This window comes from Mucilaginibacter sp. Mucisp86 (genome assembly GCF_047324315.1).
Lineage (GTDB): Bacteria > Bacteroidota > Bacteroidia > Sphingobacteriales > Sphingobacteriaceae > Mucilaginibacter.
This window is the reverse complement of sequence record NZ_CP168503.1, coordinates 338333-362217: the sequence shown is the minus strand read 5'-3', so window position 1 is coordinate 362217 and position 23885 is coordinate 338333. Positions and strand designations below refer to the sequence as shown.

23 protein-coding genes are annotated in these 23885 nt (G+C 42.0%); 8 read left to right on the top strand and 15 right to left on the bottom strand.

From position 1 onward, the window contains the following. Positions 1 to 21 precede the first annotated feature (21 nt). On the top strand, positions 22 to 573 hold the full coding sequence (locus tag ACEN9X_RS01460) for a GNAT family N-acetyltransferase (RefSeq protein ID WP_413668718.1): 552 nt from the start codon (positions 22 to 24) through the stop codon (positions 571 to 573). Positions 574 to 713: 140 nt separating this feature from the next. Continuing rightward, a complete protein-coding gene (locus ACEN9X_RS01455; protein WP_112574318.1) occupies positions 714 to 929 on the top strand; it encodes a hypothetical protein in 216 nt (71 codons plus the stop codon). A 92-nt stretch (positions 930 to 1021) separates the two neighbouring features. Here the strand turns inward: ACEN9X_RS01455 and ACEN9X_RS01450 are convergent, their stop codons facing one another. Both ACEN9X_RS01450 and ACEN9X_RS01445 read right to left on the bottom strand, forming a co-directional pair. After that, positions 1022 to 1786, bottom strand: a complete 765-nt coding sequence (locus ACEN9X_RS01450; RefSeq protein ID WP_413668717.1) for a hypothetical protein — start codon at positions 1784 to 1786, stop codon at positions 1022 to 1024. 12 nt (positions 1787 to 1798) lie between these two features. Next, the gene (locus tag ACEN9X_RS01445; protein WP_413668716.1) at positions 1799 to 2497 is read right to left on the bottom strand and encodes a YdeI/OmpD-associated family protein; all 699 of its coding nucleotides are present in this window, start codon (positions 2495 to 2497) and stop codon (positions 1799 to 1801) included. Positions 2498 to 2560: 63 nt separating this feature from the next. Between ACEN9X_RS01445 and ACEN9X_RS01440 the strand changes: the two genes are divergently transcribed. Next, positions 2561 to 3238, top strand: coding sequence for a GNAT family N-acetyltransferase (locus ACEN9X_RS01440; RefSeq protein ID WP_413668715.1), 678 nt, complete (start codon positions 2561 to 2563; stop codon positions 3236 to 3238). A 119-nt stretch (positions 3239 to 3357) separates the two neighbouring features. Here the strand turns inward: ACEN9X_RS01440 and ACEN9X_RS01435 are convergent, their stop codons facing one another. Further along, complete coding sequence (locus ACEN9X_RS01435; RefSeq protein WP_413668714.1) at positions 3358 to 3888, bottom strand: RNA methyltransferase; 531 nt, start codon at positions 3886 to 3888, stop codon at positions 3358 to 3360. Between the two features lie 117 nt (positions 3889 to 4005). Next, positions 4006 to 5172: a galactokinase gene (locus ACEN9X_RS01430; protein WP_413668713.1), complete on the bottom strand. Its 1167-nt coding sequence runs from the start codon at positions 5170 to 5172 to the stop codon at positions 4006 to 4008. 149 nt (positions 5173 to 5321) lie between these two features. Here ACEN9X_RS01430 and ACEN9X_RS01425 point away from each other — a divergent pair, with 149 nt between their 5' ends. Continuing rightward, positions 5322 to 5612, top strand: a complete 291-nt coding sequence (locus ACEN9X_RS01425) for a YciI family protein (protein WP_091210634.1) — start codon at positions 5322 to 5324, stop codon at positions 5610 to 5612. A 193-nt stretch (positions 5613 to 5805) separates the two neighbouring features. On the opposite strand, the gene ACEN9X_RS01420 is transcribed toward ACEN9X_RS01425, so the two are convergent. The 7 genes from ACEN9X_RS01420 to ACEN9X_RS01390 form a co-directional block, all read right to left on the bottom strand. After that, the gene (locus ACEN9X_RS01420) at positions 5806 to 6210 is read right to left on the bottom strand and encodes a hypothetical protein (protein ID WP_413668712.1); all 405 of its coding nucleotides are present in this window, start codon (positions 6208 to 6210) and stop codon (positions 5806 to 5808) included. 454 nt (positions 6211 to 6664) lie between these two features. Further along, the gene (locus tag ACEN9X_RS01415) at positions 6665 to 7528 is read right to left on the bottom strand and encodes an aldo/keto reductase (protein ID WP_413668711.1); all 864 of its coding nucleotides are present in this window, start codon (positions 7526 to 7528) and stop codon (positions 6665 to 6667) included. A 178-nt stretch (positions 7529 to 7706) separates the two neighbouring features. Next, a complete protein-coding gene (locus ACEN9X_RS01410) occupies positions 7707 to 8111 on the bottom strand; it encodes a DUF1761 domain-containing protein (RefSeq protein ID WP_413668710.1) in 405 nt (134 codons plus the stop codon). 177 nt (positions 8112 to 8288) lie between these two features. Then, a complete protein-coding gene (locus tag ACEN9X_RS01405) occupies positions 8289 to 11012 on the bottom strand; it encodes a carboxypeptidase regulatory-like domain-containing protein (protein ID WP_413668709.1) in 2724 nt (907 codons plus the stop codon). Positions 11013 to 11170: 158 nt separating this feature from the next. Beyond that, entirely contained in the window at positions 11171 to 12133 is a 963-nt protein-coding gene (locus ACEN9X_RS01400; RefSeq protein WP_413668708.1) for a hypothetical protein, read from the bottom strand. A 54-nt stretch (positions 12134 to 12187) separates the two neighbouring features. Continuing rightward, a complete protein-coding gene (locus ACEN9X_RS01395; protein WP_413668707.1) occupies positions 12188 to 13108 on the bottom strand; it encodes a hypothetical protein in 921 nt (306 codons plus the stop codon). Positions 13109 to 13198: 90 nt separating this feature from the next. After that, complete coding sequence (locus tag ACEN9X_RS01390; protein ID WP_413668706.1) at positions 13199 to 14140, bottom strand: hypothetical protein; 942 nt, start codon at positions 14138 to 14140, stop codon at positions 13199 to 13201. A 97-nt stretch (positions 14141 to 14237) separates the two neighbouring features. Between ACEN9X_RS01390 and ACEN9X_RS01385 the strand changes: the two genes are divergently transcribed. Continuing rightward, positions 14238 to 14705: a CYTH domain-containing protein gene (locus tag ACEN9X_RS01385; RefSeq protein WP_413668705.1), complete on the top strand. Its 468-nt coding sequence runs from the start codon at positions 14238 to 14240 to the stop codon at positions 14703 to 14705. 7 nt (positions 14706 to 14712) lie between these two features. On the opposite strand, the gene ACEN9X_RS01380 is transcribed toward ACEN9X_RS01385, so the two are convergent. After that, positions 14713 to 15006: a DUF3892 domain-containing protein gene (locus ACEN9X_RS01380; protein ID WP_413668704.1), complete on the bottom strand. Its 294-nt coding sequence runs from the start codon at positions 15004 to 15006 to the stop codon at positions 14713 to 14715. Between the two features lie 315 nt (positions 15007 to 15321). Between ACEN9X_RS01380 and ACEN9X_RS01375 the strand changes: the two genes are divergently transcribed. Together ACEN9X_RS01375 and ACEN9X_RS01370 are read left to right on the top strand one after the other, a co-directional pair. Next, entirely contained in the window at positions 15322 to 15660 is a 339-nt protein-coding gene (locus ACEN9X_RS01375) for an ArsR/SmtB family transcription factor (RefSeq protein ID WP_413668703.1), read from the top strand. Next, positions 15657 to 16079, top strand: coding sequence for an SRPBCC family protein (locus ACEN9X_RS01370; RefSeq protein WP_413668702.1), 423 nt, complete (start codon positions 15657 to 15659; stop codon positions 16077 to 16079). The genes ACEN9X_RS01375 and ACEN9X_RS01370 overlap by 4 nt, the downstream gene beginning before the upstream one ends. 137 nt (positions 16080 to 16216) lie before the next feature. Here ACEN9X_RS01370 and ACEN9X_RS01365 read toward each other — a convergent pair whose 3' ends face one another. From ACEN9X_RS01365 to ACEN9X_RS01355, 3 genes are all read right to left on the bottom strand, one after another. Next, positions 16217 to 17695, bottom strand: coding sequence for a glutamate synthase subunit beta (locus ACEN9X_RS01365; RefSeq protein WP_413668701.1), 1479 nt, complete (start codon positions 17693 to 17695; stop codon positions 16217 to 16219). Between the two features lie 3 nt (positions 17696 to 17698). After that, entirely contained in the window at positions 17699 to 22216 is a 4518-nt protein-coding gene (gltB, locus tag ACEN9X_RS01360) for a glutamate synthase large subunit (protein ID WP_413668700.1), read from the bottom strand. A gap of 544 nt (positions 22217 to 22760) precedes the next feature. Continuing rightward, positions 22761 to 23042, bottom strand: a complete 282-nt coding sequence (locus ACEN9X_RS01355; RefSeq protein ID WP_413668699.1) for a pyrimidine/purine nucleoside phosphorylase — start codon at positions 23040 to 23042, stop codon at positions 22761 to 22763. Positions 23043 to 23205: 163 nt separating this feature from the next. Here ACEN9X_RS01355 and ACEN9X_RS01350 point away from each other — a divergent pair, with 163 nt between their 5' ends. After that, on the top strand, positions 23206 to 23769 hold the full coding sequence (locus ACEN9X_RS01350; protein ID WP_413668698.1) for a hypothetical protein: 564 nt from the start codon (positions 23206 to 23208) through the stop codon (positions 23767 to 23769). Positions 23770 to 23885: the final 116 nt, after the last annotated feature.

Below are 23885 nucleotides of genomic sequence, written 5' to 3'. Positions count from 1 at the left end.
CGGTTATCAACAAATTCATTTATGCTTTATCCAGTCTTTAATCCATTTCCTGTTTTAACTACCGAACGGCTTGTATTGAGGCGTTTTACTTACAATGATGCTGCTGACCTGTTTGAAATGCGATCAAACGAAACTGTGATGCAGTATATCCACAGGCCAATTAATAAAACCATTGATGATGCTATTGGGCTGATAGCTGTAATAGAAGACTTGCTTGGTAAAAATGATGGTGTAACCTGGTGTATCTGCTTGAAAAGCAGTGATAAATATATAGGAAGTATTGGTTTTTGGCGAATAGAGAAAGATAATCACCGCGCCGAAATAGGATACCTTTTAAACCCGGCATACCAGGGGCAGGGGATTATGCAGGAGGCCGTAACGGCAGTTATTGATTATGGTTTTAATCTGCTCAAGCTGCATTCTATAGAGGCTCGTGTTAGCCCGGACAATGTCGCATCAATTAAATTGTTGCTTAAAAATAAATTTGTTCATGAGGCTTATTTCAAAGAAGATCATTTGTTTAACGGTCGTTTTGAAGACACTGTGGTTTACTCGTTATTAACACAAACTTAAATCTGTTAACAAATTATTTATCGCAGCTATTTTTAATTAAAAAAAAATGATGCATGTTTACGCATAGAAACCAATTATACCTGTGCTGAAAACAATTCAGTTTAAATGGGGTTAACATTAAAAAACAAAAGAAACTTATCATGGCAACAGAAAAAGGAAGCGGTATTACCGCTTATTCAGTGAAGACAAAAACTAAAAATGTACCGATGATCAATCCCGTTATCGATGTGAAATCGGGCAGATACATTGCCACAGGAACTGACAGTGCGGGTAACAAAATGGCTGCCATTATGGGTAAAGCGACTGCCGAAGAGCATATCAAAAATGGTAATGCTAAAAAAGGCTCTGGCTGGTAAATAATAGTTGAACATAAAATCGCCCTGTATTTGTTGAGAATACAGGGCGATTTTGTTTTTATGCTTTGAAATTTAGCCTTAAAGCTAAATGGTTATTGATTTGCCCAATTAACAAAATCTAATCTGTCTGTAAATTCCCGGTAAGTAATTGATCTTAAATACCCTTCTAACTCCTCAAGTGTATTCCTGACTGGTTTTAGTATAGTTTCTGAGCCCGGTTTTTCAAGCGACGCTTTAATGATTATCTCCTGATCTCGAAGATGTATCCCAAAATCAAGATTGTTAAACCATCTATTGTTGGTTAATGCTTTCTTATAATGCATTGTATGATGAAAGGATTTAAGCAGTTTAACCGATTTTAGAAACTCGCCTTTGGGATTATAAAAATTTACTGAAATGGTAGCGGAATCACCATTTTTTTCCAGTAGTAATGAGGCTTGGTGTTTTCTGTCTTTAGAAGGTTTTCTCTTTAACTCCTTTTTATAAATAAACCCGCATTCAATGACTTTGTTATAAGCATTGTCGAAAAAAGCTCTATCCCATCCGTATTTTTCTGCACAGAAAATAGCTATCCTGTGTATGGTGTTCAGGATAATTTTATTCTGATTTTCGGGTTGGCTTAGCCAATATTCCTTTTCGTTAAAAATAGCTTCAACGTTTAGTATACTTCCAAAATATCCTCTTATATAGTCTTCATTTCCAATGTTAACGGAAATTCTTGTAGTGCCTGGCGGTTTGTAACCGTTAAGGAAATCAATGTATAAGTCGGAGATCAGATTGTTTCGAATAGCAAAATCTTTATTGTTACTGTTCTCAGATTGACGATAAAGCGTTATATCATAAAATCCGTAACCCATAATGCCTGCTTTTTATTTATCCGAAGGATTTTTCTTTTTATTCTGCAGCATCTCAACCATTTTAGCTAAACGGTCTTGCCGGGTTTTTTCCTGTTTGGCTGTAAGGATCCAAAGCACATACTCCTTTTTATGGCTGTAAGCCAGCGACTGGAAGTAATTAAGTACCCCCGGATATTGTTCCAACGTTTCCTTTATATAATCGGGCAGGGTAACTATTTTATTATCTACATCAATATAAGCGCTGTGTTCATTGTTGCGTACAGCGTCATTGCGTCCTTCAGAAACTTTTACGGCTTCAACCGGGCGAAAACGTAATGCCGTCCATACTTCATTAACAGCTGCCGATGCTACCGGGCGCAAGCCATATTGCGCCGGGGCATCCCAACTGCTCATCATTTCCAGGTCGGTTTGAATACCTGAATTTTTTTTAGGGTAGATGATCCAGAAAACGGTATCAGCCTTGAGGAGGGGAGTGATCACCTTAAGTTCTGATATCAGTGCGGTGCTATTGGTCACAAATAGTTGAATGCCATTAAATTCGCCCTCGGTGTTGAGAGCCAGGCTGGCATTATCAGGCAGGGGAGAAAGGCTATCCTGGTAACCGGCGGGTGCATTTAGCAGTAGCCAGCGCGAATTGGGCTTGATCATCAGTTTTTTAGTGAGAGCATTCATAGTAAGCACTTTGGTATTGGATAAGGCTAATGTAAGCATTAAATTAAAATTGAATGACAAGCCAAAACCCTGCTGCCTGGTATTTTTAATAGCTTTGCTTTAATGGAACATGTACTTGATAACCCCGCCTGGAACGCACTTAACACCGGTAATAAAATCTTTGCAGGAGGCAATGATATAGCTAAATATTTCCCGAAAGAGGTTTCACCTTTTGTTGGTATTCCTGAAATATCTGCCGAAAATTTTAACCTGCTTTACAATATCATTCCTTTTGAAAGCCGCTTTATATTTATAGCACCACATGATATTGTGATCCCGGAGCAATGGGAAATAGTACATTACCTTAAATGCCTGCAGATGGTTTTTGAGGGAGAAGTGCCAGCCGATTTTACCGATGAAGAGCTGTTACCGCTTACAGAACAGCATGTACCCCAAATGCTTGAACTTACACAACTGACCAATCCTGGGCCTTTTATAGAACGTACTATTGAGTTTGGACACTATCGCGGCATATTTGATAGCGATAAGCTGGTTGCCATGGCCGGCCAGCGTTTAAACCCTACGCCTTATGCTGAAATTAGCGCTGTTTGTACACATCCTAATTACCTTGGACGCGGTTATGCCGGTAAATTATTATTAAACCAGGCTCAGCGGATTAAAGCAGCTTCCGAAATTCCTTTTCTGCACGTGAAAAGTGAAAATGAAAGGGCTATTAACGTGTATGAAAAGCTCGGTTTTGTGACGAGGAAGGAAATGTCGTTTTATGTATTGAGGAAGTAATTGCAAAAAAATGTCATTGCGAGGAGGAACGACGAAGTAATCGCACGATATACAGAGCGTGCTATGCTTCCTTGCGATTGCCGCGCTGCGCTCGCAATGACATCGTATTATGTTTCCTCTTATATCGCCATCTTAGCAAAAAAGTCCCAAAGTACAATTCCTGCCGACACCACGATATTAAACGAATGTTTGGTGCCAAACTGGGGGATTTCGATACAGGCATCAATTGTCTGCATTACTTCATCGCTTACGCCATTTACCTCGTTGCCAAAAATTAGGGCGTATTTGCCATCTTCGGCAGGTTTAAACTCATGAAGCATAGTGCTGTTCTCGGCCTGTTCAATCGCTATAATCTTATAGCCGTCTTTGCGTAATCGTTCAACAGCTTGGAGAGGAGTTTCGTAATATGTCCAGTTAACAGATTGGGTAGCGCCAAGGGCTGTTTTTTCAATTTCGCGGTGGGGAGGTTGTGCGGTGATGCCGCAAAGACAAATCTGTTCAACCGCAAAGCCATCTGATGTACGGAAGATGGAACCGATATTGTGCATGCTCCGCACATTATCCAACACTACAGCTACCGGTAATTTATCCTGTGCTTTAAATTCATCAACCGTAGCCCGGTTCAGCTCATCCAATTTTAATTTGCGCATACTTTTTTTAGTCCATGGTTCATAGATCATAGTTCATAGCCAACGTATGTTTAATAACAGGCCATGAACCATGAACTATCAACTATGAACCAAGTGCAAAACTATTAAAAAAAGCCGTTAGTTAAGTACAGTAGCCAGTTCGCCTACGCCATCGCCAATAAGCGAGCTGTAAACTGAAGGTGCATAACCAATTTTCTGCGTGTAATATTCGGTTACTTCTTTGCTGAATTTATCGAAAGCATCTCCTTTTACCAACGCTATAGCGCAGCCACCAAAGCCTGCACCTGTCATACGTGCACCGGCAACATCGGGGTTGGTTTTGCTGTATTCGGCAACAGTATCCAGTTCAACACCACTTACTTCGTACAGATCACGCAGCGAACCGTGCGAAGCGTACATCAGCTTGCCAAATTCGGCCAGGTTGTTGGAAGCAAGGGCTGTTGCGGCCAGTTTTACGCGATCGTTTTCTTCAATTACGTGTTTGGCGCGTTTCAGTACAATCGGATCTGTTATCAGGTGTTTGTATTGTTCGAAAGTGGCGCTGTTAATTTCACAGAGATATTTGATATTCAGTTGTTGTTGCAGGGCCTGAAGGGCTGCCTGGCACTCCTGTACACGTTCGTTGTATTTTGACTCGGCTAGTTTGCGAGGTTTATTGGTATTGATAATGGCCAATACATAATCGCCAAGGTTGCTATCAACAGCCTGGTAATCTAAAGTATCGCAATTGAGCATTAAGGCTTTGTTTTTTTCGCCGAAGGCTACCGCAAACTGGTCCATAATGCCGCTGTTAACACCTATAAAATTGTTTTCTACATATTTTGACAATTTAACAAGGTCGAGCTTACTGTAGCCGCTATGAAACAGGTCGTTAAGCGCAAAGGAGGTAACTACCTCAATAGAAGCAGATGACGATAAACCCGAACCGATTGGAATATCGCCATAAAATAACATATCCAGTCCTTTAAGCTGGTGCCCATCTTGTACAAAACGGTCTATAACGCCAATAGGGAAGTTAAACCAGTTTTCACCAGTTTTTTCATAATGAAGTTGCAGCGGAATATCTTTTTGCTCGTTGAAATTTAAGCTTCTGAAACGGAAAATGCCATCTTCGTTAGGGGCGGTCAGTAAATAAGTGCCAAAAGTAATGGCACATGGCATCACCAACCCGCCGTTATAGTCAATATGCTCGCCAATAAGGTTTACGCGGCCCGGCGAAAAGTATACGTTGTCTGCTTCTTTGTTAAAGATCTTGTTAAATTCCTGGTGCAAATTATTCTTCATTATTCAGGTTGGTTTTTCGGAAAACAAATATTGTAAAAATTGTCAACTTTACAGTTATAAATTTATTTTAATTTTTAATTTATTTTTATGGGGTAGTTTTGCTGATATTCGGCCCTGATAAAACCCTTTAACCAGTTAAATAAATACTTATGAAGCAATACCTTGTAACCGCATATGATTACACAGACGCCGAAGCATTTGACCGCCGCATGGCTGCGCGTCCGCACCATGTTGATGGTGCAAAAGCGCTTAAAGCCAGCGGTAACTTAGTTGTAGCCGGAGCTATGCTCAATGATGAAGGCAAAATGATAGGTTCAACAATGATTGTACAGTTTGAAACCTTTGAAGAATTAGAGGCCTGGAAAAATGCCGATCCTTATATTACACAACGTGTTTGGGAAAGTGTTGATGTGAAGCCGTTTAAAGTGGCAGACTTGTAAGTTAGTGGCAGTAGCAGTTGGCAATTTTTCAGTAGAAAATATTCAGTTCGCGGTTGACATGACAGTGTCAAGTGGCGGTTTCTGTGGGCAATATGCAGTGTTTGTAAATTAGCTTGTGCATGTAATTGTAGCTTTTCTTATGTCGTTACTGACTGCAAGCTGAATACTGCTCACTGCAACTACCACTACTCACTTAAAACTGCTCCGCCCATCTGCTCATCTTCCAATAGCCTTGGGCATCCCTGGCATAAAAAGCTGTATATCCTTTGCCCTGCATAGTGAAATTAAAATCAAATTCGGTTACGGAACTATCATAGGGCAAAAAGTTGGTGACAATACTGTCGGCTACGGCAGCGAGGGTGATACCAAATTCATCAACCGGTTTAGCCTTTTTTTCAACGCTGTCTATAAAATCGGCATAATTGTTAAACTTATAATTACCGGATGCATCCTGCTGTCTCGCAGCAGTGAATGCTGCTTCTGCCCATTCCTGTTTATAGGTTTCCATAGCTTTAAGGAGGTCGCCGGCGCTTATTTCAGGTAATCCATCGTTTCCGGTAGTATTGTAGCTATTCAATATTTCTTCTTTACTTCTCATTTGATATTGGTGCCAGTAACTATCTTCTATTGACTTAAATAATAAAAAGGATGCCAAATTACTAACATCCTTTTAATTTTTTGGAGAAATAGTTTCATGTTTCCTTAGGGTCTCTCGCAGATTTAAGTTAACCCACAAAATCAATAGTCAAATTGGGTAATGTGCATAAGTTGAACCCCTCTGGGGTTCGGGAAAGGGTGTTATGTTATTTTCTACAAACCTTTTCCCCCTCTGGGGGATTTTTTGCAATTTAATAAACATGTATTAACTGCCCAAGGACAGGTGCACCAGAGGTGCAAAAGGTTTGTAGCATAAAAATATATAGAAATAGCCTTTGCCCCGGAGGGTCAAAACAAAACGCCTTACTGGTTAAACGACAAAGCAATTTTGTGGGTTAACTTAAATCTGCGAGAGACCTTGAGGGGACGTTAATTATAAACTTTTAATTCCCTCGTTACGCTTCAGCTAAACTATCCAATACATCAATATCATCTTCTGATAACTGAATATCTGCAGTTTTCATGTTTTCTTCCAGATGTTTAACGCTCGATGTTCCCGGAATGAGCAGGATATTTGGCGAATGGTGCAGCAACCAGCTTAATGCAATCTGATGGAGGGTCGCGCCATGTTTGGCTGCTATTCGATTTAATATCTCTTCGCCCTGTACATTACCGCCACCAAGCGGGAACCACGGAATAAAGGCAATGTTATGGTCGCGGGTATATTCCAGCTCGGCTTCCCATTTGCGGTTATCAACGCTGTACATATTTTGTATTGATACTACCTCAAAATATTGCTGTGCAAGTTTGATATCATCAATACTTACTTCAGATAAGCCTATATGCCTGATCTTGCCAGCCTGCTGTGCCTTTTGTAAAAACTCAAATGATTTTTCGGCAGGCACTTTAGGGTCGATACGATGTAGCTGGTAAAGATCGATACGATCAACCTGCAGGCGTTTCAGGCTACCTTCAAGGGCTGCCTTTAAATGCTCCGGCGATGAATCCACCGGCCATTCATTTGGCCCTGTACGTAGCAGGCCGCCTTTTGTACCTATCAGGAGATCGGCAGGGTAAGGATGCAGGGCTTTAGCAATTAATTCTTCTGATACATTTGGCCCGTAGCTATCAGCAGTATCAATAAAATTTACACCGAGTTCAACAGCGCGTTTTAACACGCGGATACTTTCATCTTTATCTTTCGGTGGCCCCCAGATACCGGGACCTGTAATACGCATAGCGCCGTAACCCAAACGATTGATTGTAATGTCGCCACCAATGGTGAATGTTTTTTCAAATGAACTTGTTGTGCTTGCCATGGTCATGTTTTTTGGTTTGATTACTGTAAAGTTCAACTAAAAAACACCGTTATTGTTCATGGAATGTATAACACAAATGTCATTTTGAGGATACACTAATGGATGTACACGAATTACACGAATTAAAGCGCGGTAGTTATTCGTGTAATTCGTATAAATTTGTTTTTATTAGTGTTAATTATCTCCAGGCACCCAATATTAATCCCATCAGGGTTAGTGATACCACGCTGTAACCGCCGTTAATAAATATCAAACGCCAGCTTTTAAGTTCAAACAAACTGTGAATGGCAATGGCACAGAATGTCCAGATACCGGCAAGGAAACCTGCTGCTGTTCCCCAGGCAAGATCGGTTTTTGCGTCGGCCAAAAACATAGCCAGGTTTACAGCCATAATAATGGAAAAGAAAGCTGTGAAGCCAAAGGCTCTGCCTTTGCTGGATGCCTGTAGTTCGGCACTGGTTAGTTTATTATCGGCCATCCAGGCATTGGCAAACAGGGCTGGAGAATACCAGATGCCGCCAACTAAAAATGCAGATAATGCTGCAACCACAACGGCCAGCCAGTTGATAAGTTGAAAGTTCATGATGATAATGTTTAAATTAAATTGGTTGTACTAATATAATTAATAAAAGCTGAAAGCTGAATGCGCAAAGCTCAAAGCTTTTAAGAAAAAATGATTGAATAGGCGTAAATGAAAAACCCTGATTACGATTTAAGCAATCAGGGTTCTCAAAATTTAATAACGAATTTTTGTATTGTACTATTTTACGTTATAGTGTATCACGCTACGGCCTATATTACCCTCGGCGTCAATGCCTTCAATTATGGCGCGGTATGAGCCGCGTTGGTCACTGTTAAAGAAATTGATAGTTGCAGTACCTGTTGCTTTATCGGTAATTACGTTCGGTTTCCAATAAATGGTATTGCGCAAATCGCCGCCAAGGGTGCCTGCTTTGGTTACATCATATTTAGGCGAGTAAAACTCTTTGGCCTTGGTATAGCCCTGCACGGCAAAAGTAATTACGTTTTGTTTAGGGATAAGCTCCTGCAACTGGGCAAGTGTTATCTTTTGTTTTTTGACAACTTTTTTATTGATAACCATTACACCTTTAGTTTGGGTGCTACGATTGATCCCGCTTACGCCGTCGTTTAAAAAGATCTCGACGGATTCTACCTCGCTTGCCGCCATACTTGATAGGAAGTTGGCATCAACAGGTAAGCTTCCTACATATATCTGTACCGGAGTGCGGCTACCAGAATTGTAATCGCGGGTAATGTAAAAATTGTTATCAATATAAGTAAGGCCCATTGCCATGGTTGATAAACAGTTTATAAGCAGGGGGCAACCATCTAATTGTTGTGTTGATATTTCATGGTCGGCCAACATAGGCAAGCCTGCAAATGTACCATAATCGGTATGGCTTGCTTTTTTTACAATTTTGGTCGATTTTACTACAACTTCCTTTATAGTACGTGAACTTTGATATTGCTTATAGCTGTTTTGCAGATAAGGGCGGAAAGTACTGTCAATATTCAGGATTTCATCGGGGATGTTATTGTTTTTGCTCAGTTTTTGATAAGCTTCGCCATTAACCGATATAACCATGTTGCGTCCGTTAGGGTTGTTGCGGGCACTCAGGGTGATTTTTGATGTGTCCGGCACATTCACATTCGAAAATTTAAAGTTGCCCGACATGTCGGTAATTGTCTCTGCCGAAAAGTTTTTATCGGGGATCAGCAACCTTATGCTGCCTTTGGCTACCGGAAGACCGGCATTGGTCCTTAAGGTTCCCGTTACGTCAATACCTTGTTCCGGCATCAGGTAAATAGGCGGATTTTTATCTGCCAGTATATCCTCGTAATCAAAACGGCGGTAACCCTGGGTAAGCATTAAAATGTCCAGGTTGTTCAGTTTTTCTTCGTCCGGTTTATTGAAGTAATAGTTTGGTTTTTCAATGTAACCTTTCAGATCAGAGGTAAGCAGCATATTGCTCAATATGGTCGATTCGGCATCTTCATTTGATGGTACGGTGCCATCATCAACCACGGCTACCGAAAAGCTGCCTTCAACCGGCGTTGTATTGTTTTTTGCAGATACAGTGATCTTAACGTTGCCCCTTGTGGTGTATGATGGCTTATCAGTTTTAAGGGCAATATTCATCTGGTCATTGTGCTGGATAAACACTATCCGCTCGCATAAAGCATATCCACCCGATGAAAATAGCGTTACCTGCACAATGCCTGTAGGGAATTTAGTTTTAGGGATATTGGCCGAATAAACGGTACTTTGCAACACTGTTTGAGCCGCATAGTAAATAACGCCGCCACTTTGCGCTACCAGGTAAAAACTTTTGTTTTGTTTACGCTGAAAGAACAGGTCGTTAGCCGATATTTTTACAGTGAGATTGGTTGGATCATTGTTGTAAACGGCAATATTTATCCCCATTGATTGCACGCGCGGCAGGTTATAGGTTGCCTGTGATCCATCGGGGAAAGTGATGTTTGCTTTATATGAACGCTCGATATCGGGTGTAATAGCAAAGATCCCCATACCTAAATGTGCGCTGCTGATCTGGGCTACTTCAGCGCCTTTATCGTCAACTATCGTTCCTTTGATGTCGACACCTAAACCGCTTGAAGCTATGGCTTTAAAAGCAACTTTGGTGCGGATGCCATTGGTTAACTGGCCACCTTCGGGGAAAAACTGGACATCGTAGCCTTTAACCGCAGTGCGCATAGAAAAGCTGCTGCTGATGGTTTTGCGATCGCCAACGTCAATGGCTGTGACCAGGATGCCACCGGTAATTACATCAGCCTGGCTTTCAGGAATATCAACCAATAATATGCCTTTGTCATCGGTAGTACCGCGACCTTTGCTTACCGGGTCGCCATTTTTCATGAGCTGCCAGCTTACTTTTTTGTTGGCATAAGGGCTGTTGTCCGCTCCTTTATAAAGAATGGTGGCATCAACTTTAACACCGGTTTTTTTGCTCGAACTTTTATAACTGATGTTGGTGCGTACCTGGTTATCAATGGCATTACCAACATTGAAAGTATGGTCGTAAAAATAATCAGGGTCAAAATTACGCATCCAGTTGGTGTAGCTGCGCAGTCGGTAAGCTCCCTGTTTATAGGTATCGCCGTTAAGCACAATGTTACCACTTGCAAAACCATTGGCAACTGCGATACGCTGACTTTCAACGACCGAATCCCGGTTATTGATGAGGTCGACGTAAACTATGCGGCTCAATGCCGATGGCTGGTGCTTTTCAATAGTTACATAAGCCTTAAACCAGATGGTATCGCCAACAGCATAGTAAGGTTTATCTGTATGCAGGTAAACTTTTTCGATAGGGTAGCTGGCGCTGAACTTGCTGGTTTTTTCAATTATGGTTGTTAGGGGGATGCTATCCTGCTGGGCAAATACAGATGTACCAAATGCAGTTAACAGGCATAATAGGAGTAAAAATCGACGTATGATCATCAATATAAGTTAAAGAAGTAACAGGGGCTAATATAAACATTTAGCCGTATTGCATTTTTAGCGGCCGTTTATTTAACACTTTTTTACAAATGCCTTTTTAGCCAGTTTGCGAAAGTTAAACGCTAAAAGCTATACGTTTATGCAAAATAGCACAATTGTTACTTAGTTGTTGTTTTAGCTTTACCCTCAACGTGTACCGAAACCACACTTGAGTGGATCATGCCCAGTGTTGTACCAGGTTTTACGTTAAGATAAAACTTAAAGTAGCTCTCCACAACAGCTTTTGATGTATGAATATAATCGGCCTCTCTTTCCTGGTCGCCGTTAAATCCAACAAGAGGAACGCCATAATATAAGTTGCCTTTATCATCAACATACATGGTGAAGGAATAGTAAAAATCTTTATATGCGTTTTTGATCACGATGTCGTAAGTAGGGTCAAGGTAATCATCAGAGTTATCGAAGTTGTTGAGGATATCGGGTTTGGTAGTGCGGCGCGATACCGTAACCAACGGGCTTTTACTCGTGATAACAGCTGGTTGCCTTGCTGCAAAAGCCCTGGTGTAATCTGCTGTTGCTTTCGCGGCAAGCGAACGAATGAATAACGTATCGGCACGGCTTGGCCTTCTCAACGTAGTTGTATCGGTGTGCAAAACGTTTTTTACATAATTATCAGCAAAAAATCGCATGAATACTTTGGTACCTTTAACATCGAGTGAATCACCTTTCTGGATCAGGATCTCCATGGTGATGCTATCTTTATCAATCTTTCTGATCTTTAACCATGAGCGGGCTGCATTAAAAATAGAATCATAGCCACGTGTAAGCGGGAAATTTATAAACGCATTTTTGGTAGGACTGAAAATGCTTACCGAATCATCTGAAACAAATTTTAGCTTCCATTGCGGCTCCAACTGATAGCCGTATTCGTTAAACGATAGACCGTTTTTTTGACGCCTGGATACCTCAGAATAATTGATACCGTTGTAAGGCCTGAATGAAATAAGCTCTTTTTTCTTTTGGCCCGGCTGGCTATTGCCGCAGCCCGATATAGAGGCAGATATGATGATGAGCAACCCGAATGCTGCCGTTTTTAACGTTTTTAGATTGATGAATAGCATTGCCGCTAAAGATATACATAATTAGATAAATGGCTAAAAAATGAACCGATATCATTACAGGCCACTTTTGCCGGTAACGTTTACCGCAATCTCGCTGGTATGCACAATGCCAAGCGTACTGCCTGGCTTCACATCAAGATAAAACTTGAGGTAAGTTTCCATTACGGCTTTTGAAAGGCGGGTATTGCTTACCCTTTGAGTTTCTTCGAAAAATACCCGCAGGGGTTTGCCATAATACATCCGCCCCATGGGATCAACAAAAATTGAGAACGAATAGTAAAAGTTTGCATAGGCTTTATCAATAGTGATGTCAAACTCGGGTCGCATATAGTCGGATGGGTTAAAATTGTTGAGCATGGTTGGCTCGGTATGGAGTTTTTTTATTTTTATCCGGTTGCTGCTGCTGCTAAGCTCAACCGGTTGCCGGGCTGCAAAGGCTTTTTCAATGTTTTTGTTGGCAGCTTCGGCTAACCGCTTTATATATATCGAGTCTTTGCGGTTTGGGCTTTTACATTTGCTCAAATCGCCGTGGAGCGTGTTTTTAATATAATTATCGGCATAAAAAAACATGAAAACCTTTGCTCCTCGGGTATCAACCGAATCGCCACTGGCTTTAAGCATTTCAATGATCATACTATCCTTAGTCATGGTTTTAACTTTTAACCAGGTGCGGGCGGTATTAAAAACGGAATCGTATCCGCGGGTAAGCGGAAAATTGATGAATTGTTTTTTTGTTGGACTGTAAATGCTGGCTGAATCATCGGAAACGAATTGCATTTTCCATTGCGGTTCTAATTGATAACCTGAGTTATTAAATGACAGTCCATTATCTGATCTGCGTGCTATTTCCGTATAGTTAATACCCAATACAGGTTTAAACGAAATCAGGTCTTTTTCGCCATTGTGTTTAACAATGTTACGTTGTTTGCAGCCCATGCAAAGCAAAGCCAATACAAAGCAGGTTAATTTTGCCATTGGTTGTTGGTTATCATATAGGTATTTATTAAATATATAACTTATTATGAACGCTAAAATGAGGAGTTTACATAATCTTTTGACTTAGATCTATACGCCCCGGTTCCCTGTAACATGAACAGCTATCTCGCTGGTATGTACTATACCAAGTGTTTTACCAGGAATGAAATTCAGGTAGTATTTAAGATAACTGTTCATTACTGCCGTAGAGAGGTGAATATAATTTTCCTCGTAGCTTTTCTCCGAGAATACTGTAAGGGGTTTTCCATAATGTATTTGCCCGGCCGTATCAACAAACACAGAGAATGAATAGTAAAAATTGGCGTAGGCTTTATCGATAGTAATATCAAACTCGGGGTTCATATAATCATAAGAGGCATCGAAGTTGTTGAGCATGGTTGGCTCGGTATAACGCTTACTGATAGTAACCAACGGACTTTTGCTTTTAAGCTCTGCGGGTTGCCTGGCCGCAAATCCCTTTTTAAAATCTTTATTTGCTGCTTCGGTTAATGATTGTATGTACACACTATCCTTACGGTTGGGGCTTTTGCAATGGCTTATATCTCCATGAAGCACGTTTTTAATATAATTGTCGGCATAGAAAACCATGTAAACTTTGGCGCCCCTGGTATCCACCGAATCGGCATATGCCTTGAGTAGCTCAACGATGAGGCTATCCTTTGTTATGGTTTTAACTTTAAGCCAACTGCGAGCCGTATTAAAAATAGAGTCATAGCCACGGGTAAGGGGGAAATTGATAAACCGCTTTTTTGTTGGGCTATAAATGCTGGCGGAATCATTTGAAACAAATTGCATTTTCCATTGCGGTTCCAACTGATAGCCGAAACTGTTAAAAGAGAGGCCATTCTGTGAACGTCGGGCAATTTCGGTGTAGCTGATACCCAGTACGGGTTTAAATGAGATGAGGTCCTTTTCGCCGTTGTGCTTAACGATGTTGCGTTGTTTGCAGCTAAGGCAAAACAAAGTCAATACAATGCAGGTTAGTTTTGTAACAGGTTTAGCGGTTAGCATGTAGGTTTTATATATATAATAAATATACGGTATCTATCTACTCCTAAATGTTAAATAATGCTAAAATTGCAGGCTGAAATAAATTCGATATAATCTGATGGCAGTTGAAATAGAACGTAAGTTTTTGGTAGATCACGAAAAATGGCAGCAGTTAGCAAAGCCTGAGGCAATGCATTTCAGGCAGGGATACATCTTTAGCGATGAAAAGAAAACTATCAGGGTAAGGGTTACCGATACTGATGCATTTATTACCATAAAAGGAAGCACTGCAGGTTTTAGCCGCAGTGAGTTCGAATACACTATCCCTATAGCTGATGGCAATCAGCTACTTGATAACTTTGCCTCATCCGAATTGGAAAAATATCGCTACAACATCAACTATGCAGGTAAACTTTGGGAGGTTGATGAGTTTTTAGGCGATAATGGCGGCTTGCTCATGGCCGAGATTGAACTTGATAGTGAGGATGAAAAATTTGAATTACCGCCCTGGGTAACTACCGAAGTAACCGGAGATAAGCGATATTACAATTCCTTTTTAAGCGTCAATCCGATTAAAAACTGGTAAAGATTTTTCAGGCGCATTCGGGTAAGCCCAGCAGGTAGTCTGGTTCCGATTCGTCATTCACAGTTTTAACATATTTATTACCCTGAGGGCACACAGCCGGGATCAAACTGGTTTTATTACCCTTGTTATCGATGATATAAGCTTCGCCGTCTTCATTTTTTATCCAATCATACAGCTTTGAGCGTTCGGTAAGACCTTTTACATTGATCCGTTCGTTGATCCATTCAAGCGCATCGATGGCCACATAGGGATTATCATGAGGCCGGGTATCGGTTTTTATACATACTATACGTACTGCCATTGTGTTATTTGCATTAGATGTTCAGGTGGAATAAAAATATGGCAAAAAACAATACCCCGAAATAGGTATAATCACCCAATTTTCACTACGTAAAATTACCTATAGCTCAAGTGCCGGTACATATTTCGGGGCAATAATCTACACTGAAAAGATGTTTTATGTGCTTGAAAATGAACATGGAGCGATATGCCGAATTAGCCGGCACGCAAAAAAGCATATGAAATGGATTTTGGAAAATTTAAAAGAATTATTGTGTAACCAAAAGGTTTCATTTATATTTGTAACCGAACGGTTTCACATGATTGTTCAGTTATTATGCGAAGAGATGTTTTTCAGGCCATTGCTGACCCTACCCGGCGCGAGATCATTAACCTGCTGGCCCACCGGCAAATGAACTTGAATGCGGTGGCCGATAATTTTGATATCAGCCGCCCAGCTGTATCAAAACACATAAAAATATTAACCGAATGTGGCCTGCTTGTTGTTAAACAGCAGGGAAGGGAGCGCTATTGTCATGCCGACTTAAAGCAGCTAAAACAAGTTACCGACTGGGCCGAACAATACCGCCAGTTCTGGACGCAGAAACTGGATGCGCTTGGTACTTTTTTGACCAACGAACACAACACAGATAACCATAAAAACAACAAACTATGAGCACGCAACCATTTGTAATTGAAAGAGTTTACGCAGCGCCCATCAAAAAAGTATGGGAAGCCATTACCGTTAAGGAAAAAATGAAAGAGTGGTATTTTGACCTTGCCGAATTTAAGCCCGAGGTAGGTTTTGAATTTGAATTTACCGGAAGCGACGGAAATAAAGAATTTCTTCATCTGTGCCGGGTAACTAAGGTTGTTGAGGGCAAAACTATTGCTTACACCTGGCGCTATGATGGTTATGAAGGTAATTCGGAAGTTACCTGGGAGCTTTTCCCGGAAGGGGAGGGTACTAAATTGATACTTACCCATAGCGGGCTCGAAACCTTCCCGCCACTGGATTCCTTCAAAAAAGAAAATTTTGTTGCCGGCTGGACACATATTACCGGTATCTCGCTTAAAGAATACCTGGAAAAGTAATAAAAGGTATTATTTATTGCTGTTGCCCATAAAAAAACAATAAAGCCGGGCAACGCCCGGCTTTATAATTAAAACAATATGATAAGGAGATTTCTGCTAAAGAAGTCAAACTAACCTCTAACCTCCAATCTCTACCACTAAAACACCTGGTCAAATTGGTTAACGGCATCTTTGCTTTCCAGCAGAGAGTGGCCCATTAAAAACTCGTCGACCTTGCGCGCGGCTTCACGGCCTTCGGATATGGCCCAAACCACCAATGATTGTCCGCGGCGCATATCGCCTGCTGTAAATACTTTGCTTACGTTGGTACGATAAACACCTTCTTTGGCTTTAACGTTTTTACGGTCGTCAAGTTCAACGCCAAGCTGGCTGATGAAGGTATCATGTTGTGGGTGTAAAAAGCCCATAGCCAGGAATACACGCTGACAAGGGATTTCACGCTCCGAACCTTCAACCACATGGAATTTTACCGGGCGACCCATAAAATCCTGTTCCCATTCAACATCAACTACTCGCAGGGCACGCAGGTTGCCTTCTTCATCGCCTAAAAACTCTAAGGTATTAACACCCCAGAAACGGTCGGCGCCTTCCTCGTGAGAACTGGTGGTTTTCAATACCATTGGGTAAGTAGGCCATGGCATGTGCTGTGTACGCTGCGCCGGTGGCTGGAACATCACCTCAAATTGTTTGATAGATGCTGCACCCTGACGGTTTGAAGTACCCACACAGTCCGATCCGGTGTCACCACCGCCAATTACTACTACGTCTTTACCGGTAGCTATGATCTCTTCGGCAGTAACGTCGATATTGCTAACGCGTTTGTTTTGCTGTTTCAGGAAATCCATTGCAAAATGAATCCCTTTTAACTCGCGGCCCGGAATGTTAAGGTTACGCGGGATAGTTGAACCACCCGCCAAAATCACGGCATCGTTGTTGCGTACCAGCTCTTCGGCAGCCACGTTTACACCAACCTCGCTATTGTATTTAAATACAACGCCGTCTTTTTCCATTACTTCCACACGGCGCTCAACAACCCATTTTTCTAATTTAAAATCAGGGATGCCGTAGCGAAGCAAACCACCTGCACGGTCGTCACGTTCGTAAACGGTAACGGTGTGGCCAACTTTCACCAGCTGGGCTGCGGCGGCTAAGCCTGCCGGGCCCGAACCTACAACGGCTACCTTTTTGCCTGTTTTAACAAGCGGAGCAGTTGGTTTTACAAGGTTTTTCTCGTAGGCGATCTCGATGATATGGCGCTCAATTTCCTCAATAGCAACAGGCGGTTTGTTAATGCCTAACACACATGCAGATTCGCATGGGGCAGGGCAGATCCGGCCTGTAAACTCGGGGAAGTTATTGGTTGATGATAATATATGGTAAGCTTCTTCCCAGTTTTTACGATACACGGCATCGTTAAACTCAGGGATAATATTACCAAGGGGGCATCCCGAATGGCAGAAAGGGATACCGCAATTCATACACCTTGCCGATTGCTGGTTAAGCTTCTCTTCGGTGTATAAATTCACAAATTCGTTATAGTTCTTAACGCGTTCAGCAGCCGGAACTTTTGATGGCAGTTCGCGATTAAACTCCTGAAATCCTGTAGGTTTTCCCATTTCTTAGCCTATGGTTTGATATTGTAATTTCTCTAATACTTTTTTATACTCTCTCGGGAATACTTTCACAAACTGGGTTGATGCTTCATTCCAGTTGTTTAGTATCTTTTGCGCCAGCTTACTGCCTGTTAAGGTGATATGCTTACGCAACAGGGTGAGGATCTGCTCTTCGTCTTGTACACTTAGCGGGTCAAGGTCAACCATTTCGGTATTGCAGTTTTCTGCAAAAGTGCCCTCAGGGTTATAAACCCATGCTATACCACCGCTCATACCGGCTGCAAAATTGCGGCCCGTGTTACCAAGGATAAGTGCACGGCCACCGGTCATGTATTCGCAACCGTGGTCGCCGATGCCTTCAACAACTGTGGTGGCGCCTGAGTTCCGCACCGCGAAACGTTCGCCGGCCATACCGCCTACAAACAACTCGCCCGATGTAGCGCCATAAAGGGCCACGTTGCCGATGATGATGTTGTCCTCGGGAACAAATGTTGCGTTAGCTGCCGGATAAACGGCTATTTGAGCACCAGAAAGGCCTTTACCCACGTAATCGTTAGCTTCACCTTCCAGTTCAAAAGAAACGCCCTTGGTTGTGAAAGCAGCAAAGCTTTGACCTGCCGAACCTTTGAATTTGAAGTTAACAGTATTGTCAGGTAAACCAGCCGAACCATAAACCTTCGAGATCTCGTTTGATAGCATGGTACCAATAGTACGGTCAACGTTAATTACATCGAATGATGCAAATACCGGTGTTTTATCTTCCAGGGCAGGTTTAGCTGCCTCAACCAGTTTCCAGTCAAGGATATTAGCCATGCCATGATCCTGTGATTCGCTGTTGTAAAGCGTCATGCCTTTGGTGTTGGTAACCGGATGCAGGATGCCGCTAAGATCAATCTTTTTGGCTTTCCAGCTTTGCAGGTTATCTTTTACTTTCAGGAATTGTACGCGGCCAACCATTTCATGAATGGTTCGGAAACCAAGCTCGGCCATGATCTCGCGTAACTCTTCGGCCATAAAGCGGAACAGGTTTACGATATGCTCAGGTTTGCCCGAGAATAATTTACGCAGTTCAGGATCCTGGGTAGCAACACCTACAGGGCAGGTGTTTAAGTGGCATTTACGCATCATGATACAGCCGCCTGCAACAAGGGCAGCAGTGGCTACACCCCATTCTTCGGCACCCATCAGCGCTGCGATTGCCAAATCACGACCGGTTTTCAGCTGACCATCTGTTTGTAATACCACACGGCTGCGTAGTTTGTTACGTACCAATGTTTGGTGGGCTTCAGTTAAGCCAAGCTCCCATGGTAAACCTGCATGTTTGATTGAGCTGATTGGCGATGCACCTGTACCGCCGTCATAACCGGCAATCAGGATCACATCGGCGTGTGCTTTGGCAACACCGGCTGCAATAGTACCTACACCGGCTTTTGAAACCAGTTTAACGTTGATACGGGCAGCACGATTAGCATTTTTAAGGTCGAAGATAAGCTGTGCCAAATCTTCGATAGAGTAAATATCGTGGTGCGGCGGAGGCGAGATTAAGCCTACACCCGGAGTAGAGTGACGGGTTTTAGCGATCCAGTCGTCAACCTTGTGGCCTGGCAGCTGACCGCCTTCACCTGGTTTTGCACCCTGCGCCATTTTTATCTGTAGTTCGTCGGCGTTGGTAAGGTAGTTTGAAGTTACCCCAAAACGGCCTGATGCTACCTGTTTGATAGCTGAACGTAACGAATCGCCGTTTGGCAGCTTGTCGTAACGCATTTCATCCTCACCACCTTCGCCGGTATTGCTTTTGCCGCCAATGCGGTTCATGGCAATAGCCATAGTGCTGTGTGCCTCGTGCGAGATAGAGCCGAATGACATGGCACCTGTAGCAAAACGCTTCATGATGCTTTCAGCCGGTTCAACCTCATCAATGCTGATTGATTCGCGGTGGTGTGCAAAATCAAGTAAGCCACGGATGGTGAAGTGTTTTTCAGTTTGCTCATTAACTACTTTAGCATAGTTTTTATATACCTCATAGTTGTTGGTACGTGTAGCGTGCTGCAACAGGTGTACAGTAGTAGGATTAAACAAGTGGGCTTCGCCGCGGCGTTTCCACTGGTAAATACCACCTTCAGGCAACAGGTTATCGGCACCTTTGGCCTCAAAGCCCATTTTATGTTTGCAAAGTGCTTCACGGGCAATTTCGTCAAGGCCTAAACCGCCTATACGGGTAACCGCACCGTGGAAATATTTGTCAACAACTGCTTTGTTCAAACCAAGGATTTCGAATACCTGTGCGCCATGGTATGACTGCAAGGTTGAGATACCCATTTTTGAGAATATCTTCAACAAACCATCGTTAATAGATTTAACGTAGTTATTACGCAGCTTTTTGATATCGTAGCTGGTTTCAAGGCTGCCATTGTCCTTAAGTGTTTCAATGGTTGAAAGCGCCAGGTACGGGTTAATAGCAGTAGCACCGAAAGCCAATAAGCAGGCAAAATGGTGAACTTCCCATGCATCGCCGGTTTCAACAACCAGGCCTACAGCACCACGGCGACCTTTACGGATCAGGTGGTGGTGTACTGCAGATACAGCCAGCAGGGTAGGGATAGGGGCATGCTCAGAATCAACCGCACGATCCGAAAGGATCAATACCTCAAAGCCGTCATCAACAGCATCTTCGGCGTAGCGGCAAAGGCGGGCGATACCTTTTTCCAGTGAACCTGGCAGGCCATCAGCCTTAAAGTATGTTTGCAGTGTTTTAGCGTGGAACAGGCCGGTATCTATACTACGCAGTTTTTCTAACTGGTGGTTTTTCAATATCGGGTGTTTTAGTACCACGCAATGGCAATGCATTTTATCTTCGTCCAAAAGGTTGCCGTTGTTACCTATAAAGGTAGCAAGGCTCATTACCAAACGCTCGCGGATCGGATCGATCGGCGGGTTGGTTACCTGGGCGAAGAATTGTTTGAAATAGCTTGAAAGGTGCTGTGGTTTATCTGAAAGGATAGCCAAAGGTACATCGGTGCCCATTGAACCTACAGGCTCCTTGCCGTCAAGGGCCATTGGTTTAATGATAGTATCGATATCCTCACGGCTATAACCAAATACCTGCTGGTAACGGTATACTGAAGCCTCAGACAGGCTGGCGAAAGCCAAACGTGGTTCTGAAAGCTCGCTCAGGTTAATTTTATAGTTCTCTAACCAGCGGCCATATGGCTGCTGTGAGGCAATTTGTTTTTTGATCTCCTCATCAGTAATGATGCGCCCTTTTTCAGTATCTATCAACAGCATTTTACCAGGCTGTAAACGGCCTTTGCGTAAAACGGTGCTTTCGTCGATAGTTAAAGTACCTGCTTCTGATGCAGCTATAACGCGGCCATCATTAGTTACCACAAAACGTAGCGGGCGTAAGCCGTTACGGTCAAGCAGGGCACCCACCAGTTTACCATCGGTAAAGGTGATGGCAGCAGGGCCGTCCCAAGGCTCCATTAATGTAGCATGGAATTCATAGAATGCTTTTTTAAGCGGATCCATGGCTTCGTTGCCATCCCATGCTTCAGGTACCAGCATCATCATTACGTGTGGTAATGAACGGCCGGAGTGCAGCAATACTTCGATGATATTATCCAAACAAGCCGAATCCGACTGGTTGTTATCAATCACCGGCAGCAGCATTTCCATTTCTTCGGCAGTAAAGTATGACGAAGCATATGATTTCAAGCCTGCATAAAACCAGTTTAAGTTACCTGTAAGCGTATTGATCTCGCCGTTATGCGCAATTAAGCGGAACGGTTGGGCCAATTTCCATGAAGGGAAGGTATTGGTTGAGAAACGCGAGTGGATCATAGCAAAGCCTGATGCAATACGCGGATCAGAAAGATCAGCATAGTATTTACGTAGCTGATATGTAGTAAGCTGTCCTTTGTAAATAATTGTTTTACAGCTTAATGATGTAAAATAAAAGTTATCAGAGGCACCGGTTACGGTTTCGGTAATGGTTTTGTTGATATACCTTCTGAGCACGAACAGTTTACGCTCAAAATCATCGGCATTGGTAATATGATGCGGGCGGGCAATATAAATTTGCTCAATATCAGGCTCGGCCTGGCGCGCTGTTTCACCAATAACTGATGAATCAACAGCAAGCTTACGTTCGCCCAGTTTATGCAAACCTAATTTCTCAATTGCATTGTTAATAATAGTGCGGCAGGCCTTCTTCTGGGCCGAATCCTTAGGTAAAAATATCATACCCACACCATACTCGCCGGGTTCCGGCAGGCTGATTTCGAGGTTTGAGCATTCTTCCATTAAAAACTCATGGGGCAGTTGTATTAATATACCTGCTCCGTCCCCGCTTTCGGGGTCGCATCCGCACGCACCACGGTGCTCCATGTTTTCAAGCATGGTCAACGCGTTATCGATGATTTCGTTGGTTTTATGACCGTTTATATTGGCTATAAATCCCGTTCCGCACGAATCGTGTTCAAATTCCGGTCTGTAAAGACCCTGGTGGCTATCAGTTTGATCCATTGTTTAAATTAAACCGTTTACAATTTTATAAGGGGTGTAACCACGAAGTTACCAAAACTCGAATAAATTATAAAATTTACGGTAATTTTTAAAGATTTCTAAAAAAACAATTATTTAAATCATAATTATTTAACATTATCTCAACAAAATGAGATAAATATTATGATGTACAAAATGAAAGTACGAAAAAAATTATTTAGAATCAATATAAAGTTATACCAAACTTGTGCAATACATTTATTAAAGCTGACTTTTTGGCTATAACCAAATTAAATTTTGTGTTGTTTTTCTATATGATTAGTAGGAATTGGCTGGGCGAAGTCCGGTGTCGGTAAGTCGGCAAGTCCGGAAGTTGAATTTTGAAAGATTTCCTATCAAGGTATAGATAGTCCTGGGACTCGGTAGGTCCTAAAAAAAATGTGATAGCTTTTGATTCCGGATTATTGTCTGAACTCGAATTTATAGAATTTAAGGAATTAATATAATGCTATGCAAATTCTATAAATTCTCAGAATTCGTTTAATTCGAGTTCAGACAAAATCAACTACCTATAAGTACACAAATATGAACTCTGCACTTGTGTTTTTACTTTGAACGATGTGTTGGCTTCAACTTCAAATGTTTGTCCGTTGGTAAATGTTTGCCATTTGTCTGCTCCGGGCAGCAATGCTTCAAGGCTGCCTTCAATTACAGTCATGGTTTCGTGGCTTGATGTGCCAAATTCGTATTCGCCGGGTTCAATGACGCCAATGGTTGAGCGGCCCTGCGCTGTAGTGTATGCCAGTGATTTAACGGCACCTTCAAAATATTCGTTTACGTTGATCATGTTTAAAAATTTCGGCCTAATATGGTTAAATAAAATGATTTGTATTATAATTGGGGCTTAACTATTAAAAGTCGCCGCGCGGGCGAATGTTAAAATATGTGAAAAAAGTAAATCTGTTGTGATTATTACTTCTTAAACATCGTTATTTGCATAAAATTTATATATGAGGAAAATCCAACTATTAATGCTGTTCGTTTTATCAGCTATAATATTTCAGGGCTGTAAAAAGGACGTTGTTACTTCTGCTTCTACTACTTCCGACCAAATACTTGCTGCTACTATAAACGGTACATCATGGATACCAGATGATGTTACTGCTACAATAACTTATGACGCTGCTACTAAAACAAAATCATTTGATGTTGTTGGTACCGCCGATTTAAAAAGAGTTAAATGGACAATCACCTTAAGTGATGCTGCATCCGCTACCAATGTAAATACTTTCCCGTTAAGCACATACAAGGTTGACGCTACAGACAGGGTGAAAATGGCGTATTATACCGCGCCAGGCGGTATAAATTATGATCAGGTAGGAACAGTGGAGCCAGGATCGGGTACCATTATCGTTACATCTATTGATCCATCTAAAAATGTAATTACCGGTACATATTCTATGACTACAAAAAAAGTTAACTATGATGATGACGGAAACATTGCTTCGATAGAAACATCTCAAATTTTAGGCGGAACGTTTACCAATTTGCCTTATACATTTAGCTCTAAATAATTCATTATAACTGCATAAGCAAAGCCCCGTTACTGCATAAGTAATCGGGGCTTTGTTTTATCTGTCGATATATAAAATATCTGTATTCGATTGATTTTGTAGGAATTAAGTTCTAA